The sequence below is a fragment of the Sphingobium sp. AS12 genome (assembly GCF_019097845.1).
Classification (GTDB): Bacteria; Pseudomonadota; Alphaproteobacteria; order Sphingomonadales; family Sphingomonadaceae; genus Sphingobium.
Window position 1 is genome coordinate 1 of sequence record NZ_JAHRGM010000029.1, and the last position, 17,865, is coordinate 17,865.

The 17,865-nt window shown below is 62.7% G+C and carries 15 protein-coding genes; 6 read left to right on the forward strand and 9 right to left on the reverse strand.

The annotated features are described in order from the left end of the window. The first annotated feature begins 414 nt into the window (after nt 1-414). From KRZ98_RS12465 to KRZ98_RS12475, 3 genes are read left to right on the forward strand one after another with little or no spacing between them, the layout of a single operon-like run. Nucleotides 415-1,563, forward strand: a complete 1,149-nt coding sequence (locus KRZ98_RS12465; protein ID WP_217673863.1) for an HlyD family secretion protein — start codon at nt 415-417, stop codon at nt 1,561-1,563. 53 nt (nt 1,564-1,616) lie between these two features. Next, complete coding sequence (locus KRZ98_RS12470) at nt 1,617-3,122, forward strand: MDR family MFS transporter (RefSeq protein ID WP_174827323.1); 1,506 nt, start codon at nt 1,617-1,619, stop codon at nt 3,120-3,122. 7 nt (nt 3,123-3,129) lie between these two features. Further along, on the forward strand, nt 3,130-4,617 hold the full coding sequence (locus tag KRZ98_RS12475) for an efflux transporter outer membrane subunit (RefSeq protein ID WP_217673846.1): 1,488 nt from the start codon (nt 3,130-3,132) through the stop codon (nt 4,615-4,617). Between the two features lie 791 nt (nt 4,618-5,408). On the opposite strand, the gene KRZ98_RS12480 is transcribed toward KRZ98_RS12475, so the two are convergent. From KRZ98_RS12480 to KRZ98_RS12500, 5 genes are read right to left on the reverse strand one after another with little or no spacing between them, the layout of a single operon-like run. Further along, nucleotides 5,409-6,851: an efflux transporter outer membrane subunit gene (locus KRZ98_RS12480; RefSeq protein WP_092960347.1), complete on the reverse strand. Its 1,443-nt coding sequence runs from the start codon at nt 6,849-6,851 to the stop codon at nt 5,409-5,411. Next, nucleotides 6,848-7,756 (reverse strand): HlyD family secretion protein, encoded by a 909-nt coding sequence (locus KRZ98_RS12485; protein ID WP_024018729.1) that lies wholly within the window; start codon nt 7,754-7,756, stop codon nt 6,848-6,850. The genes KRZ98_RS12480 and KRZ98_RS12485 overlap by 4 nt, the downstream gene beginning before the upstream one ends. A 10-nt stretch (nt 7,757-7,766) precedes the next feature. After that, on the reverse strand, nt 7,767-7,979 hold the full coding sequence (locus KRZ98_RS12490; protein ID WP_024018728.1) for a DUF1656 domain-containing protein: 213 nt from the start codon (nt 7,977-7,979) through the stop codon (nt 7,767-7,769). Continuing rightward, entirely contained in the window at nt 7,976-9,958 is a 1,983-nt protein-coding gene (locus KRZ98_RS12495; RefSeq protein WP_217673847.1) for an FUSC family protein, read from the reverse strand. Before KRZ98_RS12495 ends, KRZ98_RS12490 begins: the two co-directional genes overlap by 4 nt. Then, complete coding sequence (locus tag KRZ98_RS12500; RefSeq protein ID WP_024018946.1) at nt 9,955-10,437, reverse strand: MarR family winged helix-turn-helix transcriptional regulator; 483 nt, start codon at nt 10,435-10,437, stop codon at nt 9,955-9,957. The genes KRZ98_RS12495 and KRZ98_RS12500 overlap by 4 nt, the downstream gene beginning before the upstream one ends. 140 nt (nt 10,438-10,577) lie before the next feature. Here KRZ98_RS12500 and KRZ98_RS12505 point away from each other — a divergent pair, with 140 nt between their 5' ends. Next, nucleotides 10,578-10,838: a hypothetical protein gene (locus KRZ98_RS12505; protein ID WP_217673848.1), complete on the forward strand. Its 261-nt coding sequence runs from the start codon at nt 10,578-10,580 to the stop codon at nt 10,836-10,838. Here KRZ98_RS12505 and KRZ98_RS12510 read toward each other — a convergent pair. Beyond that, the gene (locus KRZ98_RS12510) at nt 10,833-11,393 is read right to left on the reverse strand and encodes a recombinase family protein (RefSeq protein ID WP_217673849.1); all 561 of its coding nucleotides are present in this window, start codon (nt 11,391-11,393) and stop codon (nt 10,833-10,835) included. The two genes, KRZ98_RS12505 and KRZ98_RS12510, sit on opposite strands and share 6 nt — an antisense overlap. 131 nt (nt 11,394-11,524) lie before the next feature. Between KRZ98_RS12510 and KRZ98_RS12515 the strand changes: the two genes are divergently transcribed. Together KRZ98_RS12515 and KRZ98_RS12520 are read left to right on the forward strand one after the other, a co-directional pair. After that, nucleotides 11,525-14,539: a Tn3 family transposase gene (locus KRZ98_RS12515; protein ID WP_217673850.1), complete on the forward strand. Its 3,015-nt coding sequence runs from the start codon at nt 11,525-11,527 to the stop codon at nt 14,537-14,539. Next, nucleotides 14,527-14,940 (forward strand): DUF1679 domain-containing protein, encoded by a 414-nt coding sequence (locus tag KRZ98_RS12520; protein WP_217673851.1) that lies wholly within the window; start codon nt 14,527-14,529, stop codon nt 14,938-14,940. Before KRZ98_RS12515 ends, KRZ98_RS12520 begins: the two co-directional genes overlap by 13 nt. Before the next feature lie 62 nt (nt 14,941-15,002). Here the strand turns inward: KRZ98_RS12520 and KRZ98_RS12525 are convergent, their stop codons facing one another. The 3 genes from KRZ98_RS12525 to KRZ98_RS12535 are packed head-to-tail and all read right to left on the reverse strand — an operon-like array spanning nt 15,003 to nt 17,827. Then, nucleotides 15,003-15,686 carry an EthD domain-containing protein gene (locus tag KRZ98_RS12525; protein ID WP_217673852.1) on the reverse strand — a complete coding sequence of 228 codons (684 nt, stop codon included), beginning with the start codon at nt 15,684-15,686 and terminating at the stop codon, nt 15,003-15,005. Then, complete coding sequence (locus KRZ98_RS12530) at nt 15,687-16,652, reverse strand: acyl-CoA dehydrogenase family protein (protein WP_217673853.1); 966 nt, start codon at nt 16,650-16,652, stop codon at nt 15,687-15,689. It lies immediately after the preceding gene. Continuing rightward, nucleotides 16,649-17,827: an acyl-CoA dehydrogenase family protein gene (locus KRZ98_RS12535; RefSeq protein ID WP_217673854.1), complete on the reverse strand. Its 1,179-nt coding sequence runs from the start codon at nt 17,825-17,827 to the stop codon at nt 16,649-16,651. Before KRZ98_RS12535 ends, KRZ98_RS12530 begins: the two co-directional genes overlap by 4 nt. Between the last annotated feature and the right edge of the window lie 38 nt (nt 17,828-17,865).

The following is a 17,865-nucleotide window of genomic DNA, read 5'->3' on the forward strand; positions in this document are numbered from 1 at the left end:
GAACGCGGTTGGTCCCTCGAGGTCGTCAACGAGCACGGCACCTCGACGGTCTGGGACAATCTATTCCCCACCGACCGCGATGCCGATGCTGCATTCCGCGATGTGCTCGCTCAAGAAGGCGTCGAGGCCTTCCTCGGCAAGTAAGATGCCAAATCCCGCTGCGAACCGTCAGTAGCTGCGGTCCTCACCGGATGCGTACAGCAAACCGCTCCTCGGTATCTTTTGATTCTTGCTTGAAGTTTGGGGGAGCTACAGCCTGATATGCGGCTTAGGTGTAGGACCGGTCCAGCGGCGGCGGGCAAGGAGCGGGTTATCTCTGCGTAATGCTGAGGTTCCATATAATATGCAATTGCCGATCACTCCTTAATGCTGCAAGACAGAACCACACCGCGCAACATTGGGATTGTAATTTATATGGCGGACAAGTCGGCCACTGTTTCGTCGGATTCTGAGAGCCTCGGCGAATCTGCGGTGTCGCCGCTTAAATCGCCGCGCGTTCGCCTCGCGATGCTCATTGGCGCGATCCTGCTGCTCATCGGTGGCTTTGTCTGGTACTTGGATCATCAGAACCGGGGCCGATACATGCAGGTGACCGACAACGCCTATGTTGCGGCAGATTCCGTCATCACAGCGCCCAAGATCGCCGGATATGTTGAACGGGTGTTCGTTATCGAGAATCAGACGGTTCGGCAGGGGCAGTCTCTGGCTGAACTCGATCCCCGCGAATATCGGGCGCAGACCGAACAGATTACCAGCCAGATCGAAACGGCAACGGCTGCGGGGGATACGACGCGCTCTCAGATTTCCGAACAGCAGGCAACCATAGCGCAAGCGCAAGCCCAGCTCAACGCGGCGCGCGCCGAGGCTGCTTTCGCCGCACAGCAGGTTACGCGATATCAGCCGCTTGCCGCATCAGGCGCTGAGCCAGGGGAGCGTTTCGCGCAGCTTCAGACGCAGGCACGACAAGCTCGCGAGCGAACCAATGCTGCGCAGGCGGCGCTGATCGCCGCGCAACGGCGTGTCGGTACACTGGGCGCGCAGGTGCGTCAGGCCCAGTCGCAAGCAGAGGCCGCGCGTGCCCAACTCAAGGTAGCGCGCGTCAACGTCGAATCGACAGTGCTCAAGGCTGCAATCAATGGCCGTGTGGGCGATCTGGCTGTCCGTGTCGGGCAATTCGTGCAGCCCGGCACACGCATGATGACACTGGTTCCTGTCGATCGATTGTTCATTGAGGCGAACTTCAAGGAAACTCAACTGGGGCTTATGCGCGTCGGCCAGCCTGTTGGCATCGAAATCGATGCGCTCCCTGGCGTCGAACTGACCGGGCGTATTGCCAGTGTCGCTCCTGGCACGGGCGCCCAATTCTCGGTGCTCCCCCCCCAGAATGCGACCGGAAACTTCACAAAGATCGTACAGCGCGTGCCTGTACGCATTGCAATCGATGCTCCTCTCGAAGTGCGCACGCTCCTTGTGCCGGGAATGTCGGTTGGAGTAACGGTCGATACGCGTTCAGCCAGAGGAGAGATGGATCGACTCCGTCAGGCCGTAAGCCGGAAGCGTTGACAGTGGTCACGGTCACAGCATCTCCAGACGCAGCTCGTTCCGCGCGTGCGGACTTGACCGCTTGGATCGCTGTTGCTGCCGGCTCGCTCGGCGCACTGCTGGCGACCCTCGACATCTCGATCGTCAACTCGGCACTGCCAACGATCCAAGGCGAAATCGGAGCAACCGGCACTGAGGGAACGTGGATCGCCACCGCCTTTCTCGTTGCCGAGATCGTCGTCATTCCGCTGAGCGCCTGGCTGGAACGGCTTTTGGGACTGAGAACCCTCCTTCTCATTTCCGTGACTGCCTTTACCGGGTTCTCCATCCTATGCGGCATCGCCACCGACCTTATGACGATGATCATCGGACGAACCGGGCAGGGCCTTATGGGAGGGCTGCTGATACCCACCGCCATGACGATTGTCGCAAAGCGACTCCCGCCATCCCAGCAGCCCATCGGGATGGCCCTTTTCGGAATGACCGTAATCTTGGGACCCGTTCTTGGCCCCTTGCTCGGTGGCTGGCTGACGGAAAATTTGAGCTGGCACTATGCCTTCTTCGTCAATGTTCCGGTCTGCGGGATACTCCTCTTGCTCCTGTTGCTCGGACTGCCGCACGAACGTACGAATTGGGTCTATCTTCGCGAGGCCGACTGGTTGGGTATTATAGGCCTGATCCTTGGCCTTGGAGGACTGACGATCGTGCTCGAGGAGGGGCACCGTGAAGACTGGTTCGAATCGACGCTTATCATCCGGCTGACGTTTATAACCGTAGCAGGGTTTGTGATGTTGGCGATCGGACAGATCTGGGCAGCAAAGCCCGTCCTTAAGCTGCGAATCGTCATGAGCAGACAGTTCGGCAGCGTCGTTATCATGGCGCTAGCGCTGGGCATGGTGATGTATGGATCGACCTTCGTCATCCCGCAGTTCCTGTCGCTTATCGCCGACTATAATGCCCTCGAGACCGGACAGGTCATCTTTCTCATGGGCGTTCCTGCCTTCTTTGTGATGCCGTTCGTGCCGTTTCTAATGCGGGTTGTCGACATCAGGCTGGCCGTTGGCGCTGGCCTCGCGCTTATGGCTGCTAGCTGCTTTGTGAACACCAGTCTCACGGTGGAATCCGCAGGCGAAGCCTTTACTACCGGTCAGCTGCTGCGCGGGGTGGGGATGATCTTTGTCATGCTGTTTCTGAACCAGGCCGCCATTACCTCAGTCAGCAAGGAGGATGCTGGAGATGCCTCAGGCATCTTCAATGCTGCGCGAAACCTCGGTGGCTCATTCGCTCTGGCGGCCCTGACGTCGTTCCAGGACCAGCGTATGTCACTCCACAGCCAACGGATGGAGGAAACCCTGTGGGCAAACAATCCAAGCGTGCAGGAGTATATCGCGGGGATGTCTCATACTCTGGGAAATATGGACGCGGGCCTTCAGTCGCTCGCTGGCACAATTCAGCAGCAGGCGTTCGTCATGACCTATAACGACATATTCTTGACGATGGCGGTAGCGACTTTTGTGACGCTTCCGTTCGTGTTTTTCCTTCGCCCGCTCCCCAAGGGGATGTCGCTGACGATGCATTGAGGTGGTAATGGCAAAGTTAAGTGGTCTCATCCTTCCGCTGCTCCTTGGTGGATGTGTGGTCGGCCCGGACTATTCCGGACCACCAGAGCTCGGCCAAGCCGCGCCGCGGCCGACATTCGTTCGTCAACCAGCGGATGCGTCGACCAGCGAGCCCGAACTCGCCGAATGGTGGACGACGCTGCAAGATCCGGTTCTCGATGAGCTCGAGCGGCGCACTCTTGTCGCGAATCCCTCGATTGATGTTGTGCAGGCCCGACTTCGCCAAGCCCGTGGGTCTGTACGCCAGGAGCGAGCAAACCGCCTGCCGACGGCTGGTGCTCAGGGCGCGGCCATATTTGCTGATCTTCCCGGGATCGATCTCCAGGCCAGTCAAGGAAGTACTCTACCCACACCTGTTCCGGCACCTTCATCCGCCCAGGATGCGGACACGTCTCTGCGTTTCTACAACCTTGGTCTGAACGCAAACTGGGAAATAGATCTCGCGGGCGGGCAGGTGCGAAAAATCGAAGCGGCAAACGCGCTGGCGGCGGCAGCGGCGTATAATGTTGCAGACGCAAAGGTTCAGCTCAGCGCTGAAGTCGCGCAGACCTATACCAATCTTCGTGACCGGCAGCAGCGCGCCGCTGCTTTTCGGGGAGGTCTCGACCTTCAGCGCCAGCAACTCGCCCTAGCCCGGCAGCGTTTCGGGCAAGGCACAATCCCGGCCTTCACTGTCGGCCAAGCGAACCGCGCGGTTCAGGCCACGATCAGCGATCTCGCCGCGGCCGATGCTGAGATCGAAATATATATGAATGCGCTAGCAGTTCTCGCCGGTGAAGCGCCGGGATCTCTCGATCCGCTATTGACGCCACGGCGCGATATCCCGATCCCCCCTGCGCGGGTGTCGATCGGAGACCCTTCGGCGCTCATGCGCCGTCGTCCCGACATCCGCGCTGCGGAGCACAATCTCGCCGCCACAACCTCCCGGATAGGGGTCGCGGAAGCAGCTCGTTTTCCGAAAATCAGCTTCATGGGGATTCTCGGGATTGGCGGCACGTCCATCGGAGACCTGGTAGATCTGGGCAATATTTCCAACATCGCCGTCCCTCAGCTGCAATGGGGCTTGCTCGATTTTGGACGAACGTCAGCGGCGATAGCGCAGGCACGCTCTGGTCGCGATGAAGCCGAGGCACAATATAGGCAGGTAGTGCTCGGCGCACTTGAGGACGCGGAGACGTCGCTTGCGCGCTTTGCACAGCAAAGGCGAAACGTCGCCGCATTTGCCGAAATCAAGCGGTCCGCAGATGAAGCGGCAACGCTGATGCGGCAGCGCTATGCGCGGCAGGTCATTTCGAGAGGCGACACTCTTGAGGCTGACCGCCAGCAGCGGCTTGCAGAGGCAAACCTGCACAGTGCGGTTGCGGCCCTCACCGCCAGCTATGTTGCCATACAGAAGTCGCTTGGACTGGGATGGACAGAAGCGGGGAGTCAAGCTTCAGCCCTTATGAGCAAATAATGATGGTATCTGTCCGGACTTGCCAATACAAGAATCGGCGGCCCTGCCCACCGCAATGATGACTTTTGGCACAGGGCAACCCGCCTGTTCGGCATCCATCCTGCGGCCCTTGCGATTATACAGAGTTTCGCGGGGTAACGCGCCCCGGGGCGATTGCGATGTGTTTGACGGGGGTTGCCCCCGATAGGATGAAATACGGATTCACGACCGCATAGCCGGACGCAACATCGGACCGGAGACAACCATAGAGCAGTTTATCGGCCTCGACGTGTGATTGGATAGAATTTCTGTCCGACGAAGATCTATCCCGCGGGGAGTTGTCCTGACCGCGTATACGACCTTGTACCCGACAGACGGCATCACCCGCAGGCGGAAGATGGGGGCGCTTGTAAAACCAGCCAAGCTTACGACCTCACAACCATAGATCGACGAAGATCGAAATTGCCTTGACCGGGATGCGATTAAACAACCCACAAGTGCATCATTGGCGAGCATCGTGCCGAATTGGATACTCATGAGGCGAGACCAACCCCACCACATGATCAGGCTGCCGGGTGCCGAACACGCGCTTCGGCGATATCAATCGACGGGTTGGAGAACGGCGCCCGTCAAATCAGTTGATCGAGCAGCGGATCGTTCAATTTCCCGCCACCATGGCGTCAGTTGCGGCGTGGAGGGGCACCGGGACCTGATCCGTCAGCACAAAGGATACCTATCGAGGCGGGGCTGCTCCTCTGTAATTCGGCCCCATCAAACATCCGCGGAGCGTACGCCTCGCGAAGGCTCGGTCATCATGGCCCCGCCATGGCTCCTCCCCAGCCGCCGCCGAGCGCAAGGAACAGCCGAACGCGATCCGAGGCGATGGACGCATCCGAGGCCGCCAGCGCTGCTTCGGCCGTGGCAAGGCTTCGCTGCGCGTCGAGCAGTTCAAGGCCTGTTCCAAGACCGCCCCCGGTTATCCGGGCCTGGAGCCCGGAAGCCCTCCGGCTCTCATCGCGCGCGCGCCTGAGCTTTGCATTCTGGTCCAGATTACGGGCATAGGTGCTGAGGACCGTCTCGGTTTCGCGGAGAGCTGCGAGGACGCTGCCGTCAAATGCCGCCAGCGTCGCGCGCGCCGCTGCATCGCTTTCCGCGATCCGCGCCCTGGCGACGCGTCGGTTCGGGAAGGACCACGAGATGAGCGGGCCGAAGCTGAACCGCAACGCCGAATCGTCGACCAGCCCCCCCACGCTCCGCGAGGTCGTGCCGAGCGATGCGCCGAGGCTGACGCTCGGATAGAGGTCCGCCGTCGCCACTCCGATGCGCGCCGTCGCAGCCGCGAGCCGGCGTTCAGCTTCGCGGATGTCAGGCCGGCGCCGGATCAGCGCCATACCGTCGCCAATCGGCAGGGGGCGGTCGACGGAAGGGATGATCCGGCAGGTCGCGAGATTGGGCGGATAATCTTCGGGCGTCCGGCCGAGCAGCACGGCAAGACTGAATAGTGCAGCTTTGCGGCCTGCCTCGATCGGCGGCAGCGCTGCCTCGAGCTGAGCCAGAAGCGCGCGCGAGCGGGTAGCGTCGAGCGACGTGTAGAGGCCGGCGCGCACGCCTCTTTCGGTGAGGGCGAGGCTTTGCCGCTGCAGTTCGACCGAATGGCGGGCAACGGTCATCCGCGCGCCGGCCGCGCAGGCATCTCCATAGGCGCCGACCACTCCGGCCACGACCGTCGTGCGCGCAAGGTCATAGGCGGCGGCCTGCGCTTCCGCATCGGCCTGCGCGGCTTCGATCGTGCGCCGAATCCGGCCCACGACGTCGAGTTCATAGGATATGCCGACGCCGGCGTCGAATGTCGCATGGGTCCCGTTGGGCGAGCCGAGACCGAGATTGGACGGCTCGCCCACCGATACGCCGCCCGCCGTGGAAGTCTGGACGCCCGCGCCGGCCTCGACCTCCTGGACAATCGCGCGCGCGCGTTCGAGATTGGCCGCCGCGACCCTGAGGTCGGTGTTGGCCTCGATCGCTTCCTGGACGAGCGCATCGAACTGGGGAATAGCGTAGAGGCGCCACCAGCGCTGGGGCAAGGGTTCAGCCGAATAGGCGGGCGATTTTCCTTCGGCAAAGCTTGCGGGCCGATCCGAGATGCCTGCGGGCAAGGGCGGCGCCCGATAGCTGGGGCCGACCGTGCCACAGCCAGCGAGCATCAGCGCGCCCATCAGTCCGAGCAGCCTTTTCGTTCCGACGCGCCCCATCGTCATTCGCTCCGGCCGGGGCCGAGCGCATTTTCCGCGCCATTGAGCGTCACGGTGACCGTCCGGCCCGCGATCAGATCGATGCCGGGCGGCACCTTGTCGATGGCGATCCGCACGGGGATGCGCTGGGCAAGACGGACCCAGCTGAAGGTGGGATTGACATTCGCGAGTAGCGTTCCGGACGCGGTCGTCCGTTCGCGATCGTCAATGCCCGCCGATCGGCCTTCAACATGGCCAGAAAGCGGCCTATCCTCGCCCATTACCCGGATCGTGACGCGGACGCCGGGGCGGATGTGCGAAAGCTTCGTCTCCTCGAAATAGCCGGCAACATAGTAGCTGTCGGAATCGACCAGCGTCATCACGGGCTGCCCGGTGGCCGCATAGGCGCCGGGACGGAGCGAGAAATTGGTGACGATGCCGTTGACCGGCGCACGCACCTCGGCGCGCGCCAGATTGATGCGGGCGAGATCGCGATCAGCGATCGCCTGGGCATAGCGTGCGCGGGCCTCCTCGGCGGTGGAGCGGCGGTCGTCACGTTGCTGTCCCGAGACGATATCAGAGAGGGCCTGATAGCGGCGGTTCTCCCGTTCGGCGGCGTTCAACGTTGCCCGTGCCGTGGCGACAGCGGCCTCGGCCTGCTCAACGGCATTGCGCAGCCGAACATGGTCGATGGTAAACAGGATGTCGCCGCGCCTGACCACCTGGTTGTCGCGAACGTGGACCTGCTCGACCCGGCCCGACACGTCTGCCGCGAGCGGGACCACATCCGCCCTGATCTTCCCGTCGCGCGTCTGTGGCGCGTAGGTGTAGTAATTATAGAGGTGCCAGAAGACGAACACGCCCGCACCCACCACCAGCAGGGTGAGCAGGGGCTTGAGCAGGCGGAGGAGGGTATCGCGATCTAGGGTCATGGCGGGCACTTCAGGATGCGGTGACAAGGCGTAGAGCCAGAAAGGCGGTGCCGGTCAGGATGAGGAACAGGGCGGTGTCGAACAGCGGGCGCTGCCAGACGAGGCGGTAGAAGCTGATGGACTCGAGCACCCGCGACAGCAGCAGGCGCATCGCGAAGCCGAGGATCGCGCAGAGGAGCAGCGGCGAAACGAACACGCCCGCGATGTCGATTTCGCCGATCATGTCGCCGGTACCCAGGCCGGCGCGCGCTCGAACAGGGCGATGCGCAGACCCGCTAAGGCATGAATGGCGCGGTCGGGGCGAGCGCCGGGCGAACCATCTCCCGGCCAGAGCGCATCAAGTGCTTCGTCGATGAGCGCGAGCAGACGGGACGACGGCTGCGGCTTGTCGAACTCGCTGCGGAGTTGATCGAGAACCCGATCCGTCGCCTGCCGCCCATCGGCGGGAAGCGCGTTGCCCATCGAGCGCAGGTCGGCGACGTTCGCGCCGACCCGCAGCCGGATGAGCAGGCCGGCGCTCCGCTCGATTTGCCCGGCTGCGGCAAGGCGCGCCGTCACCACCGAAATGCGGTCGAGCGCCCGCTGGACATAGCTGTCCCGCAACCGTCGGCTGGGCGACCGGCTCAGCCGCGCGATCTCGCGCGCTTCGATGCGGAGGACGCGCTGAAGCTGATGCTGCACGCCCCAGGTACGGAACAGGCCGGCGCCGAGAATGGCGGTGAATATGCCCAGCATGCTGGCGACGCTCGCCTCGACGAAGGTTCCGAAATCGGGCGGCGAATAATGGCCCTGGAGATTGATGTTGCTGAGCCCGAAGGCGAGGATTAGCGTCGCCATCGGATTGACGGCCGCCCAGACGCCCAGCGGCAGCATGAACAGGCCCATCATCAACGCAAAGGTCGAGAAATCGGCGGCGAGCGGGAGCAGGCCATAGCACAGGATCCCCGCCAGCAGGGTCGCTAGCAGGGCGAAACGCGCGAACATTCCGATCGCTCGGCCCGGCTCGTCGCCGCCACCGAAAAAGGCCAGCGTTACGGTGCCCAGCAGAACCGCGTTCGCGCCCTGATGCCAGCCCGTCGCATACCAGAGCCCGCAGAGGAGGGCGTAGGTTACGAGGATTCCCGCCGCGATCCGGGCAGCGTGATCAATGTCGGGGTTGAGCGGAAACGCCCGCGTCTCGCTGACTGTTCGCGCGAGCGCGGGCGCAAGCTTCGCCTTTCCGCTCAACGCCGCCTCGATCCGCGAAACTTCGCTCCAGAGCGTCAGCATTTCGGCCAGCATGTCGGCCAGCGCATCATGAATGAGCTGCTGCCACGCGCGCGCGTCACTGGCATCGAGCGGAAGCGCGCGCACGGCATCGGCCAGATCGGGTGGCGGTTCCGTACCGGCATCAAGATGGGCCCTGGCCGTGGCGAGAGAGGGTCGGAGGGCCAAGCGCTCCGCTTCGCCAAGGCCCGCGATGCGGCTGCCGATTGCGGAAAGGAGCGGGACCATGCGCAGCAGGCGTTGCTGGATCGCGAGCGCGTGCCGCAGGTCATCGCGATGGATCGTCGGATCGTAGCGCAGCGCTCCGGTCAGCTGTGACAGGGATGTGATGTCGGCCAGCGTCTTTAGCCGGTCATGCTCTCCTTGGGCGTCCGCCTCATGGCCATCAAGGACATCCTTCGCCCAGGTCTCGATGCTGGGCAGCCAGCGATGCAGGCGCGCGCGTAGCGCACCTTCAAGAGAACGCGGAACGATCACGCCGTCAACGAGGGTCGTCGCGAGGATGCCGAGGGTGATTTCGCTGACCCGCGCCACAACGGTATCGAACATGATCTCCGGATGATCCACGCCGGCGACGGCCACCAGCATGAGCGTGATCGCGAAAAGCTGGAAGCCGTAGCTGCGCGGCGTGCGGTCGAGGAAAGAAATACCGAACGCCAGGGTTGCCACGATTCCCGACGCCGCGATCAGCAGCAGCGGCGCGCTCGCAAACAGCGCGACCATGGCAAGCGTGACGAAGCCGGCGCAGAAAGTTCCGGTGAACCGATAGACGGCCTTCGACCGGATCGCCCCGCTCATGGGGTTCATGCAGACGCAGCAGGTGACAAGTGCCCAGTAAGGATTGGGCAGGCCGATCCGCACCGCTATCGCGAATGCGATCATGCCCGCGACGAACAGCTTAACAGAGAAGATCAGCTGATCGGCGCTGACTTTCATCGGCCCGTCCGCGCCTGCTGCAGGAACTGACCGATCCGTTCCTCGAACAAACGCAGCGTGCGCGTCGTCGTTTCGATGTCCTGCGAAGGAAGATCACCAAGGAGGTCGTCGCGGAGCCGCGTGACCGCCTTTTCCATCTTCTTCGCAAGGTCACGACCTTTCGGCATGACATGGATCGTCTTGATGCGCCGGTCCTCGGGAGAATCGCGCCGCTCAAGCAGGTTGGCGGCTTCGGCCTGGTCGAGAATGCGCACCATGCCGCCCGGATTGACCCCGACTTCCTCGGCCAGCGCGTTCTGCCTGACACCCTTGTCTCCATGACGGGACGCCAGAATGAGCGCCGAAATGAGCGATGCGGGAAGTCCGAAGTCGGCGAGTGCGAGACTGACTGCCTGAACCCAGACACGCCGGATCGGCTGCAAAGCGTTCGTGAGTTCAAAAAGCGTGACGGGGCTGGTTCTGGATCGGTCGCGGGGCATGCGCGGCTACCTAGTCCATCATCCGATTACGTTCAATATGCAATCATTGCCTTAACAATTAAATTGGGCAGACTGAACACGCCAGTGAGCCATGTGGTGCGCAAGATCAGCGGTTACCGGTCTTCTGACAAGAACGGCGAATGGCTCACGATGTCGGACGCGGCCGCCAAACTCGGAGTCCCGCAAGTCAAGATCCAACGCTTCCTCAGGAATGGCATATCGCCGCCGAGCAGGTCATGCGCTACGCGCCCTATCAAATCCGCTCCAGCGACCTCGAAGACGAGTGGATCAAGGCCAAACTGGCGCGCCCAATCCCGTGTCGCGCCGAAGACGACAACCAGGAATCGCTATTTTCCGACATGGCGGGTCGTGCGGCTGAGCGGAACAGGAAAGTGTCATAAGGAGCCGTTTGGCTCGATACAGCGATAGATGGTCGCCGGGTGAACGTTGAAGGTCCTGGCGATGGCGCTGATGGATTTGCCGTCGAGCACGAGCTGGCGGGCGAGCTCAGCCTGATCGGGTCGCATTTTCTTTGGGCGTCCGAAGGCCACGCCGCGCGCCCTCGCAGCCTTTCGCCCCTCGTCGGTTCGCTTCAGGATGAGGGACCGTTCGAACTGGGCGATGCCGGCGAACACGGTCATGATCATCACGCCGGAGGGCGACGTGGTGTCGGCCCAGGGTTCATCAAGCGATTGTAATCCAGCCTGCTTTTCCTTGATGCGTTCCGCAATGTGCAGGAGATCGATCGTGGATCGTGCCAGGCGGTCGAGGCGTGCGACCACCAGCACGTCGTCCTTGCGCAGGTGCGCCATCAGCTTTTCGAGCTCGGGGCGGCCGCGCGCCGTCCCCGATATCTTCTCCTCGAACATCATTTCGCAACCGGCCTGCGAGAGCCGTCCGCGCTGGATGTCGAGGTTCTGGTCCTCGGTGGAAACGCGTGCGTAGCCCAGTTTCATTTGGCCGCTCCGAGTAGCGTGCGAAAGTTACTGCAAAAGGACTTTGTTTCGCACATATGTTTTGCGAAGAAATTGTCCTTGTTTCCTGGTGCTGCCCTCCGCCTTCGCAAAAGTTGAAAGTTTCGCACGGTATGCCGACCCGTCACCTCACTGACGCCCAGCGTCAGAGGTTTGCTCGCTTCGACGGCGAACCGTTGGCCGACCAGCTTGCGCGATATTTCCATCTGGACCAGACCGATCGCGACCTCATTGGAGCGCTGCGCGGCGACCATAATCGGCTTGGCTTTGCCGTAATGTTGACGAGCGTCCGATTTCTGGGCGCATTTCCCATTTCGGCCGCGGAGATCCCGGCGTCGGTGTTGACGATCGTGATCGAGCAGCTGGACCTTGAGCCCACCACCGGCGTGCATGCGTATTTTCAGGGGAGCCGACGCATACGGCACCTCGCGCTTATCCGGACGCATTGCGGCTTCACGGACTTTGGCGACAACGCGGTGGCGCGTTTCCGGCTGACGCGGTGGCTCTACGCCCTGTGCTGGAGCGGTGATGATCGACCCGCCCCGCTGATCGATCGCGCGGCCGCCTGGCTGATCGCCAACAAGGTGCTGCTGCCGGGCGTCACGGTGCTCGAGCGCCTGGTCGGCAGAATCCGCGATCGTGCGCGCACCCGGCTTTGGCGGAATCTGGTCGCCTGTCTGAGCGATGACCAGCGCGCACGCATCGCCGCGCTGTTTGACGAAGGGGACACGTCGACGTTCGCCGCCCTGGACGCGCTGCGCACAATTCCCTCCAAGCGCATGCCGACCGAACTCTACCGCCACCTCGATCGGCTCGATGCGGTCCGCGCGTTCAATCTGCGGCCATCGCCGCCACGGGGCGTTCCCGCCACAAGCCTTGAGCGGCTCGCGCGGGTGGCGCGCGTTGGCAAGCCGTCGGCCATCGCCGTTCTTCAGGAGCCGCGTCGAACCGCGACCATAGCCGCGCTCTTTCATACGCTCGAAGCGGCCGCTCAGGACGATGCAGCCGAGCTGGCCGAGGCTCTGCTCGCGGACATGGTCAAGGGAGCCGAAGCCGCCGACAAGCAGGCCCGGCTGCGCAGCCTGCGCGATCTCGATGGCGCTGCGATGCTGCTTCATAGGGTGGGTCTGCTGGTATTGACCGACGACGCCTTGCCCCTTTCCGAATGGCGGGACACGCTCTTCGAGCAATTGCCTAGGCCCGATATCGAGGCGGCCATGGCGAAGGTGGAGGCAATCGCCAGGCCTGTTGACACAAAGCCCTACGACCAACTGCGCACGAAATGGCGGAGCGCCCGACGACTGTTTCGCGAAGTCGTCACCCGCATCGAGACCGATGCCGCCCCGGGCGGCAAAGCCGTCAAGGCCGCGATAAGCTACCTCAAGGGCGTGGACGACTGGTCGTCGCTCGCCAGGATGCGCGGTGCACCGACCGCCGCGATCCCGAAGGCGTGGCGGCAACAGGTCCTGGATCATGACGGCAGGGTGCATGACCCGAAAGCCTATGTCTTCGCGATCATCGATGCGTGGCGTCTCGCGATCAAGCGTCGCGACGTGTTCGCCACGCCGGGCATCCGATACGGCGATCCCCGGCGCGGGATGCTCGAGGGCGAGAGCTGGCACACGTCCAGGTTGATGGTCGCACGCGCGCTGGGCCGATCCCTCGACGCCAATAGCGAGATCGACGGTCTCTCGCGCCTGCTCGACGAGGCATATCGCCATGTCGCCGCGCGCAGCGTCGACAATCCGGACCTGCGGTTCGAGACGGTCGCCGGCAAGACCGGGATCGTCGTCACGCCCCTCGATAAGCTCGATGAACCCGAGAGCCTGCGTGCGCTTCGCGCCGCCATCCAGACCCGCATGCCGAAAGCGGGCATGCCGGACATCTTTCTTGAAGTCATGGCGCGAACCGGATTTGCCAAATCCTTTAGCCATCTGAGCGAGCGTCAGGCCACCGTCGAGCATTTCGAAACAAGCCTGTGCGCGGTCCTGGTCGGCGGTGCCTGCAACATCGGCCTTGAGCCGGTGGTCCGCCCGGAATTTGCGGCGCTGCGGCGCGACCGGCTTTCCTGGGTCAGTCAGAATTTTATTCGCCCCGAAACCATCGCCGCGGCGAACGCCGCGATCGTTGCCGCGCACAGTCGTCTGGATATCGTCCGTCACTGGGGCGCCGGCGAGGTGGCCAGCGCCGACGGCATGCGTTTCGTCGCTCCATCGAGCGCCATACACGCCGGTCCCAACCCCAAATATTACGGCCAGGAGCGCGGCGTCACCTGGTACAACATGATCTCCGATCAGTTCAGCGGTCTGGCCGGCGCGGTCATCCCCGGCACCTTGCGCGACAGCCTGGTCGTCCTGGCGCTCCTGTTGGAGCAGGAGACCGAACTCGAACCGCTGGAAATTATGACCGACACCGCCGCCTATTCCGACGCCATTTTCGGCCTGTTCTGGCTCCTGGGTTACCGTTTCAGTCCGCGTCTGGCGGACATCGGCGGCGCGAAGCTCTGGCGGATCGACCGCCAGGCGACTTACGGACAATTCGATGAGATTGCCTGGGGCAGGATCAACATCGCTCTGATCCGGGAAAACTGGCCGGACCTGATCCGCCTGGCCGGATCGCTCAAGCTTGGTCACCTCAAGGCCGCAGGCGTCATGCGCATGCTGCAGGTCAAAGACCGCCCGACGACCTTGGCGAAGGCCCTGTCTGAACTGGGGCGCATCATCAAGACGCTGCACATCCTGCGATACATCGACGACCGACCGTTTCGCCGGCGGATATTGTTTCAGCTCAACCGGCAGGAGTTGCGCCACAAGCTCGGGCGGCGCGTCCATCACGGCGACCGCGGCGAAATCAGAAGCCCTCTGCGCCAAGGCCAAGGTGAGCAGCTTGGCGTCCTCGGTCTCGCCCTCAACGCCATCGTCCACTGGAACGCCGTCTACATGCAGGAAGCCGTGCGCCAACTCGGGGATGCAGGGACACCCGCGTTGCCCGCCGATATCGCCCGACTTTCGCCGATATCCTGGCGTCACATCAATTTCCTCGGGCGCTACGACTTCTCCGTGCCCGACGCCGTCGCCAACGGCGGTCTCAGGCCGCTACGCGAACCTAATTCCGAATGGGACTTTTGAAAAGAAATATCGACCCTTACGACACTTTCCTGTTCCGCTCAGCCGCACGACCCATTTACGAGACGGCCGACGGCCACATCGGTTTGATCGATTGGCAGGTACTCCAGCGGGGACATTGGTCAGTCGATGTCGCCTATCATATCGCTGCTGCGCTCGATATCGAGGATCGCCGATCGAGCGAGCGCGAACTGCTGCTCTATTATCTCGAACGGTTGGCGACGCATGGCGGCGATGCCGTTCCGTTCGACGCTGCTTGGCGCTATTATTGTGAGGCGCTGCCCTATGGTCTGATGATGTGGGGCATTACCCAGCGGGTCGAACCGGCAATCGTCAACCGTTTCGTTACGCGCCTAGGCACCGCAGTGATGGATCATGGCAGCCTCGATCTGCTCGGGGTTTGATCGTGTCTCTTCGCACGATGGGAAGGGGGATAGAGATATCCATCGACCTGACCCGCGCGTGGTCAAGCTGCCGATCGAGGGTTTCGTCTCGCGAGGAGCCGCGCGCCTTGTGACGGATCGGCGATGTCTGCTTGCTCAAGCGCAGTAACCAAGGCAGAGTCATGCGCTGCCCGCGTCGCTGTCTCCAGGTCAGCGAACCAGATTTCGATCATCGCGCCAAAGCCGTGCGCCCTTGATGGATCGACCACCTTGTTCCCGGCAATGCACGAGGCGGCTGCCACCGTTGACGATGCGGCCAACGCTTCAACCCGCGTACGGGATGCGTCCCAGAAGCCGGAATCGATCGAGACCGTGGGGAACAAGAAGGAAAGGATCGCGAACTCTCCCTTCTCTTCCCCGGCGACGAGATACTCCTCCGCATTCATGGTCCAGTCGTCAACATAGGATGCGAATACGCGCTCTTCGTCCTTCTTGAGCGCGTCTGTCGTGCCGGGCTGATACCGTGCGGCGAGTAGCCCCTCGCGGCTCACCATGGTCAGCAACGCCGACCCGTCATAAATGTTCGAGAAACTCTCCGGCAGATCTGGAGTCCAGATCCTGACCATCTGGCACGAGCCCTTGAAATATTTCCGGAAACTTTGACCAAAGGTGGATGCGAACGCCGAATGCTCGCGCCAGGCTTGCGGGAATGCGTCAGCTCGCAACGCCGGATTGCGCCGTGCGAGATAGATGAGCTTATGTTCCACTCAGTCGGCGTCCGCGATGATGCGTCGCTCCTCTTCACGCCGGCTGCTGCCCAGGGCTGAGAAAAGATGCGCGCGCTTCAGAAACAGATGCGCGTCGCATTCGGCGGTGAAGCCCATGCCGCCATGAACCTGGATATTGGCCTTGGCATTTTCGATCGCCGCGTCGGTCGCAAGCCAGCGTGCGGCCGCGATCTCGCGCCGGTCATCCTCGGTGCGGCCGAAGGTGATGGCGCAATAACGCACCTGTGCATCGGCGGCGGCGGCGCGTACCGCCATGTCGGCACAGCTGTGCTTGATCGCCTGGAAGGAGCCGATCGGTTGGCCAAACTGCTCACGCTGTCCGGCAAAATCTACCGCCATCGCTGTCGCGGCTTGCGCGATGCCAGTCGTCGCGGCGGCGATCAGCAGCGAAATGCGTTCGGCAACATTGTCACGCGCCGGCAAATCCCCGGCTGCGATCGCGTTCGCCAGCGTGATCGTTTCGTCCATTGGCACCTGCGCGGTCCAATTGCCGAATGCATCGCGGGGCAGCAGCGCGGCACCATCGCCGAGCAGAACGACATGGCTCGCCGCGTCGCCATCATAGAGCCAAACCGTGCCGTCGAACCCCAAGGAGGCGAACGCGCAGCGTGCCTCGCCGCTCATGATCGCCGGGCGCAGCCCGTCATCGGCCAGATGCGCAGCCGCCATCTGGGCCAGAACGGATGGAGAGGCGAGGACGAGACCAAGTTCGCGCGCCGCCAGCATCTCTTCAGGCAGGCCATAGCCAAAGCCACCCTTCTCTTCGGGTAACCCCATGCCGAACAGGCCAAGTTCTGCAAGGCTGCTCCAGAGCGCATTTTCCGGTTGGGCGCCGTTGCCGCTTGCCTCGCGCAGGCGCGCCACGGGAAGGGAGGCGGCCAGCATGCCGCCGACGCTTTCGGCGATCAGCCGCTGGTCGTCGGTGGGTTCGAGATCGACGATCATATTGCGCGTGGTCCTTTCGGCAGGCCGAGAACACGTTCACCGATGGTGTTCCGGCGGATTTCCGATGTGCCCCCGCCGATCGCCCATTTGAACGATTCCAGATAGGCTTTGGGAAGATTGTGGCTGCCCCCGCGCGCCATGGCGCCGGGACCGAGCAGATCAATTACCGCGCCGTTCACGCGGCGCGTCAACTCACCGAAATATAGCGCCGGGATGTTGCCTTCCGCGCCCGGAATTTCCTCGCGCATCCCGCGCGAAACTGAGGCGACGGTCAGCGAGCGCAATGCCGCTACCTCTGCGCGCAAAACGGCCAAGCGGGATGCTACCGCTGCGTCGGCGAAAAGCGATTTGCCGGTCGCACGATCATAGGTCTCCTTGGCGGTGGTGATCAGCCGCTCGACCGTGTTGGCTAGTTCGATCTGGTGCGCGATCGTGCCTGTCCCTCGCTCAAATCCCAGCGTCGTCATAGCCACACCCCAGCCGCCGTTCAGCTGGCCGACCAGATTGGTCATTGGAATACGGACCTCGTCGTAGAAAATCTGCGCAAAATGAGCGTAGCCGGTCATCGTTGTAATCGGCCGCACCTCGATGCCGGGCAGGGTCATGTCGCAGATCACCCAGCTAATTCCTCTGTGCCTGGGCAGGTCGGGATCAGTGCGAACGAGAAGTTCCTGATAGTCGGCACCTTGCGCGTAGCTTGTCCAGATTTTCGTGCCGGAAACGACAAGATGATCGCCATCGATCACCGCGCGCGTCTTGAGCGCGGCGAGGTCAGAACCCGCGCCCGGCTCCGAAAAGCCCTGGCACCATGTTTCTTCACCTTTCAGGATCGCCGGCAGATGGCGGCTCTTTTGGTCCTCGCTCCCCTGCACAATCAGGGTCGGTCCGGCATGGCTCAACGCAACGAACATGGAGGCAGAGGTCCGCGCACCAGCACGGGCATATTCTTCATGCCAGATCAGCTGTTCCAGCACCGACAGGCCGCGCCCGCCGAACGCCTTGGGCCAGGACACGCCGGCCCAACCGCCCTCAAATTGCGTACGCTGCCACGCCATGTCATAGGCGCGCAACTCCAGCCCCTCGGACGGTCGCGCATTGCGCGGCACGTTGTCGTTCAACCAAGCGCGGCATTCGTCGCGAAAGCGATCGAGCGAGGGGTCTTCGATAAGTTTCATAATGTCATCCCGTCATGGGCTTTTGGCAACGGTATTCG

Excerpts from the sequence above, each read along its gene's own strand:
- KRZ98_RS12465 (WP_217673863.1), top strand. The coding sequence starts at position 415 with ATGGCGGACAAGTCGGCCACTGTTTCGTCGGATTCTGAGAGCCTCGGC.
- KRZ98_RS12475 (WP_217673846.1), top strand. The coding sequence starts at position 3,130 with ATGGCAAAGTTAAGTGGTCTCATCCTTCCGCTGCTCCTTGGTGGATGT.
- KRZ98_RS12480 (WP_092960347.1), bottom strand. The coding sequence starts at position 6,851 with ATGACGATGGGGCGCGTCGGAACGAAAAGGCTGCTCGGACTGATGGGC.
- KRZ98_RS12485 (WP_024018729.1), bottom strand. The coding sequence starts at position 7,756 with ATGACCCTAGATCGCGATACCCTCCTCCGCCTGCTCAAGCCCCTGCTC.
- KRZ98_RS12490 (WP_024018728.1), bottom strand. The coding sequence starts at position 7,979 with ATGATCGGCGAAATCGACATCGCGGGCGTGTTCGTTTCGCCGCTGCTC.
- KRZ98_RS12495 (WP_217673847.1), bottom strand. The coding sequence starts at position 9,958 with ATGAAAGTCAGCGCCGATCAGCTGATCTTCTCTGTTAAGCTGTTCGTC.
- KRZ98_RS12500 (WP_024018946.1), bottom strand. The coding sequence starts at position 10,437 with ATGCCCCGCGACCGATCCAGAACCAGCCCCGTCACGCTTTTTGAACTC.
- KRZ98_RS12505 (WP_217673848.1), top strand. The coding sequence starts at position 10,578 with ATGGCTCACGATGTCGGACGCGGCCGCCAAACTCGGAGTCCCGCAAGT.
- KRZ98_RS12510 (WP_217673849.1), bottom strand. The coding sequence starts at position 11,393 with ATGAAACTGGGCTACGCACGCGTTTCCACCGAGGACCAGAACCTCGAC.
- KRZ98_RS12515 (WP_217673850.1), top strand. The coding sequence starts at position 11,525 with ATGCCGACCCGTCACCTCACTGACGCCCAGCGTCAGAGGTTTGCTCGC.
- KRZ98_RS12520 (WP_217673851.1), top strand. The coding sequence starts at position 14,527 with ATGGGACTTTTGAAAAGAAATATCGACCCTTACGACACTTTCCTGTTC.
- KRZ98_RS12530 (WP_217673853.1), bottom strand. The coding sequence starts at position 16,652 with ATGATCGTCGATCTCGAACCCACCGACGACCAGCGGCTGATCGCCGAA.
- KRZ98_RS12535 (WP_217673854.1), bottom strand. The coding sequence starts at position 17,827 with ATGAAACTTATCGAAGACCCCTCGCTCGATCGCTTTCGCGACGAATGC.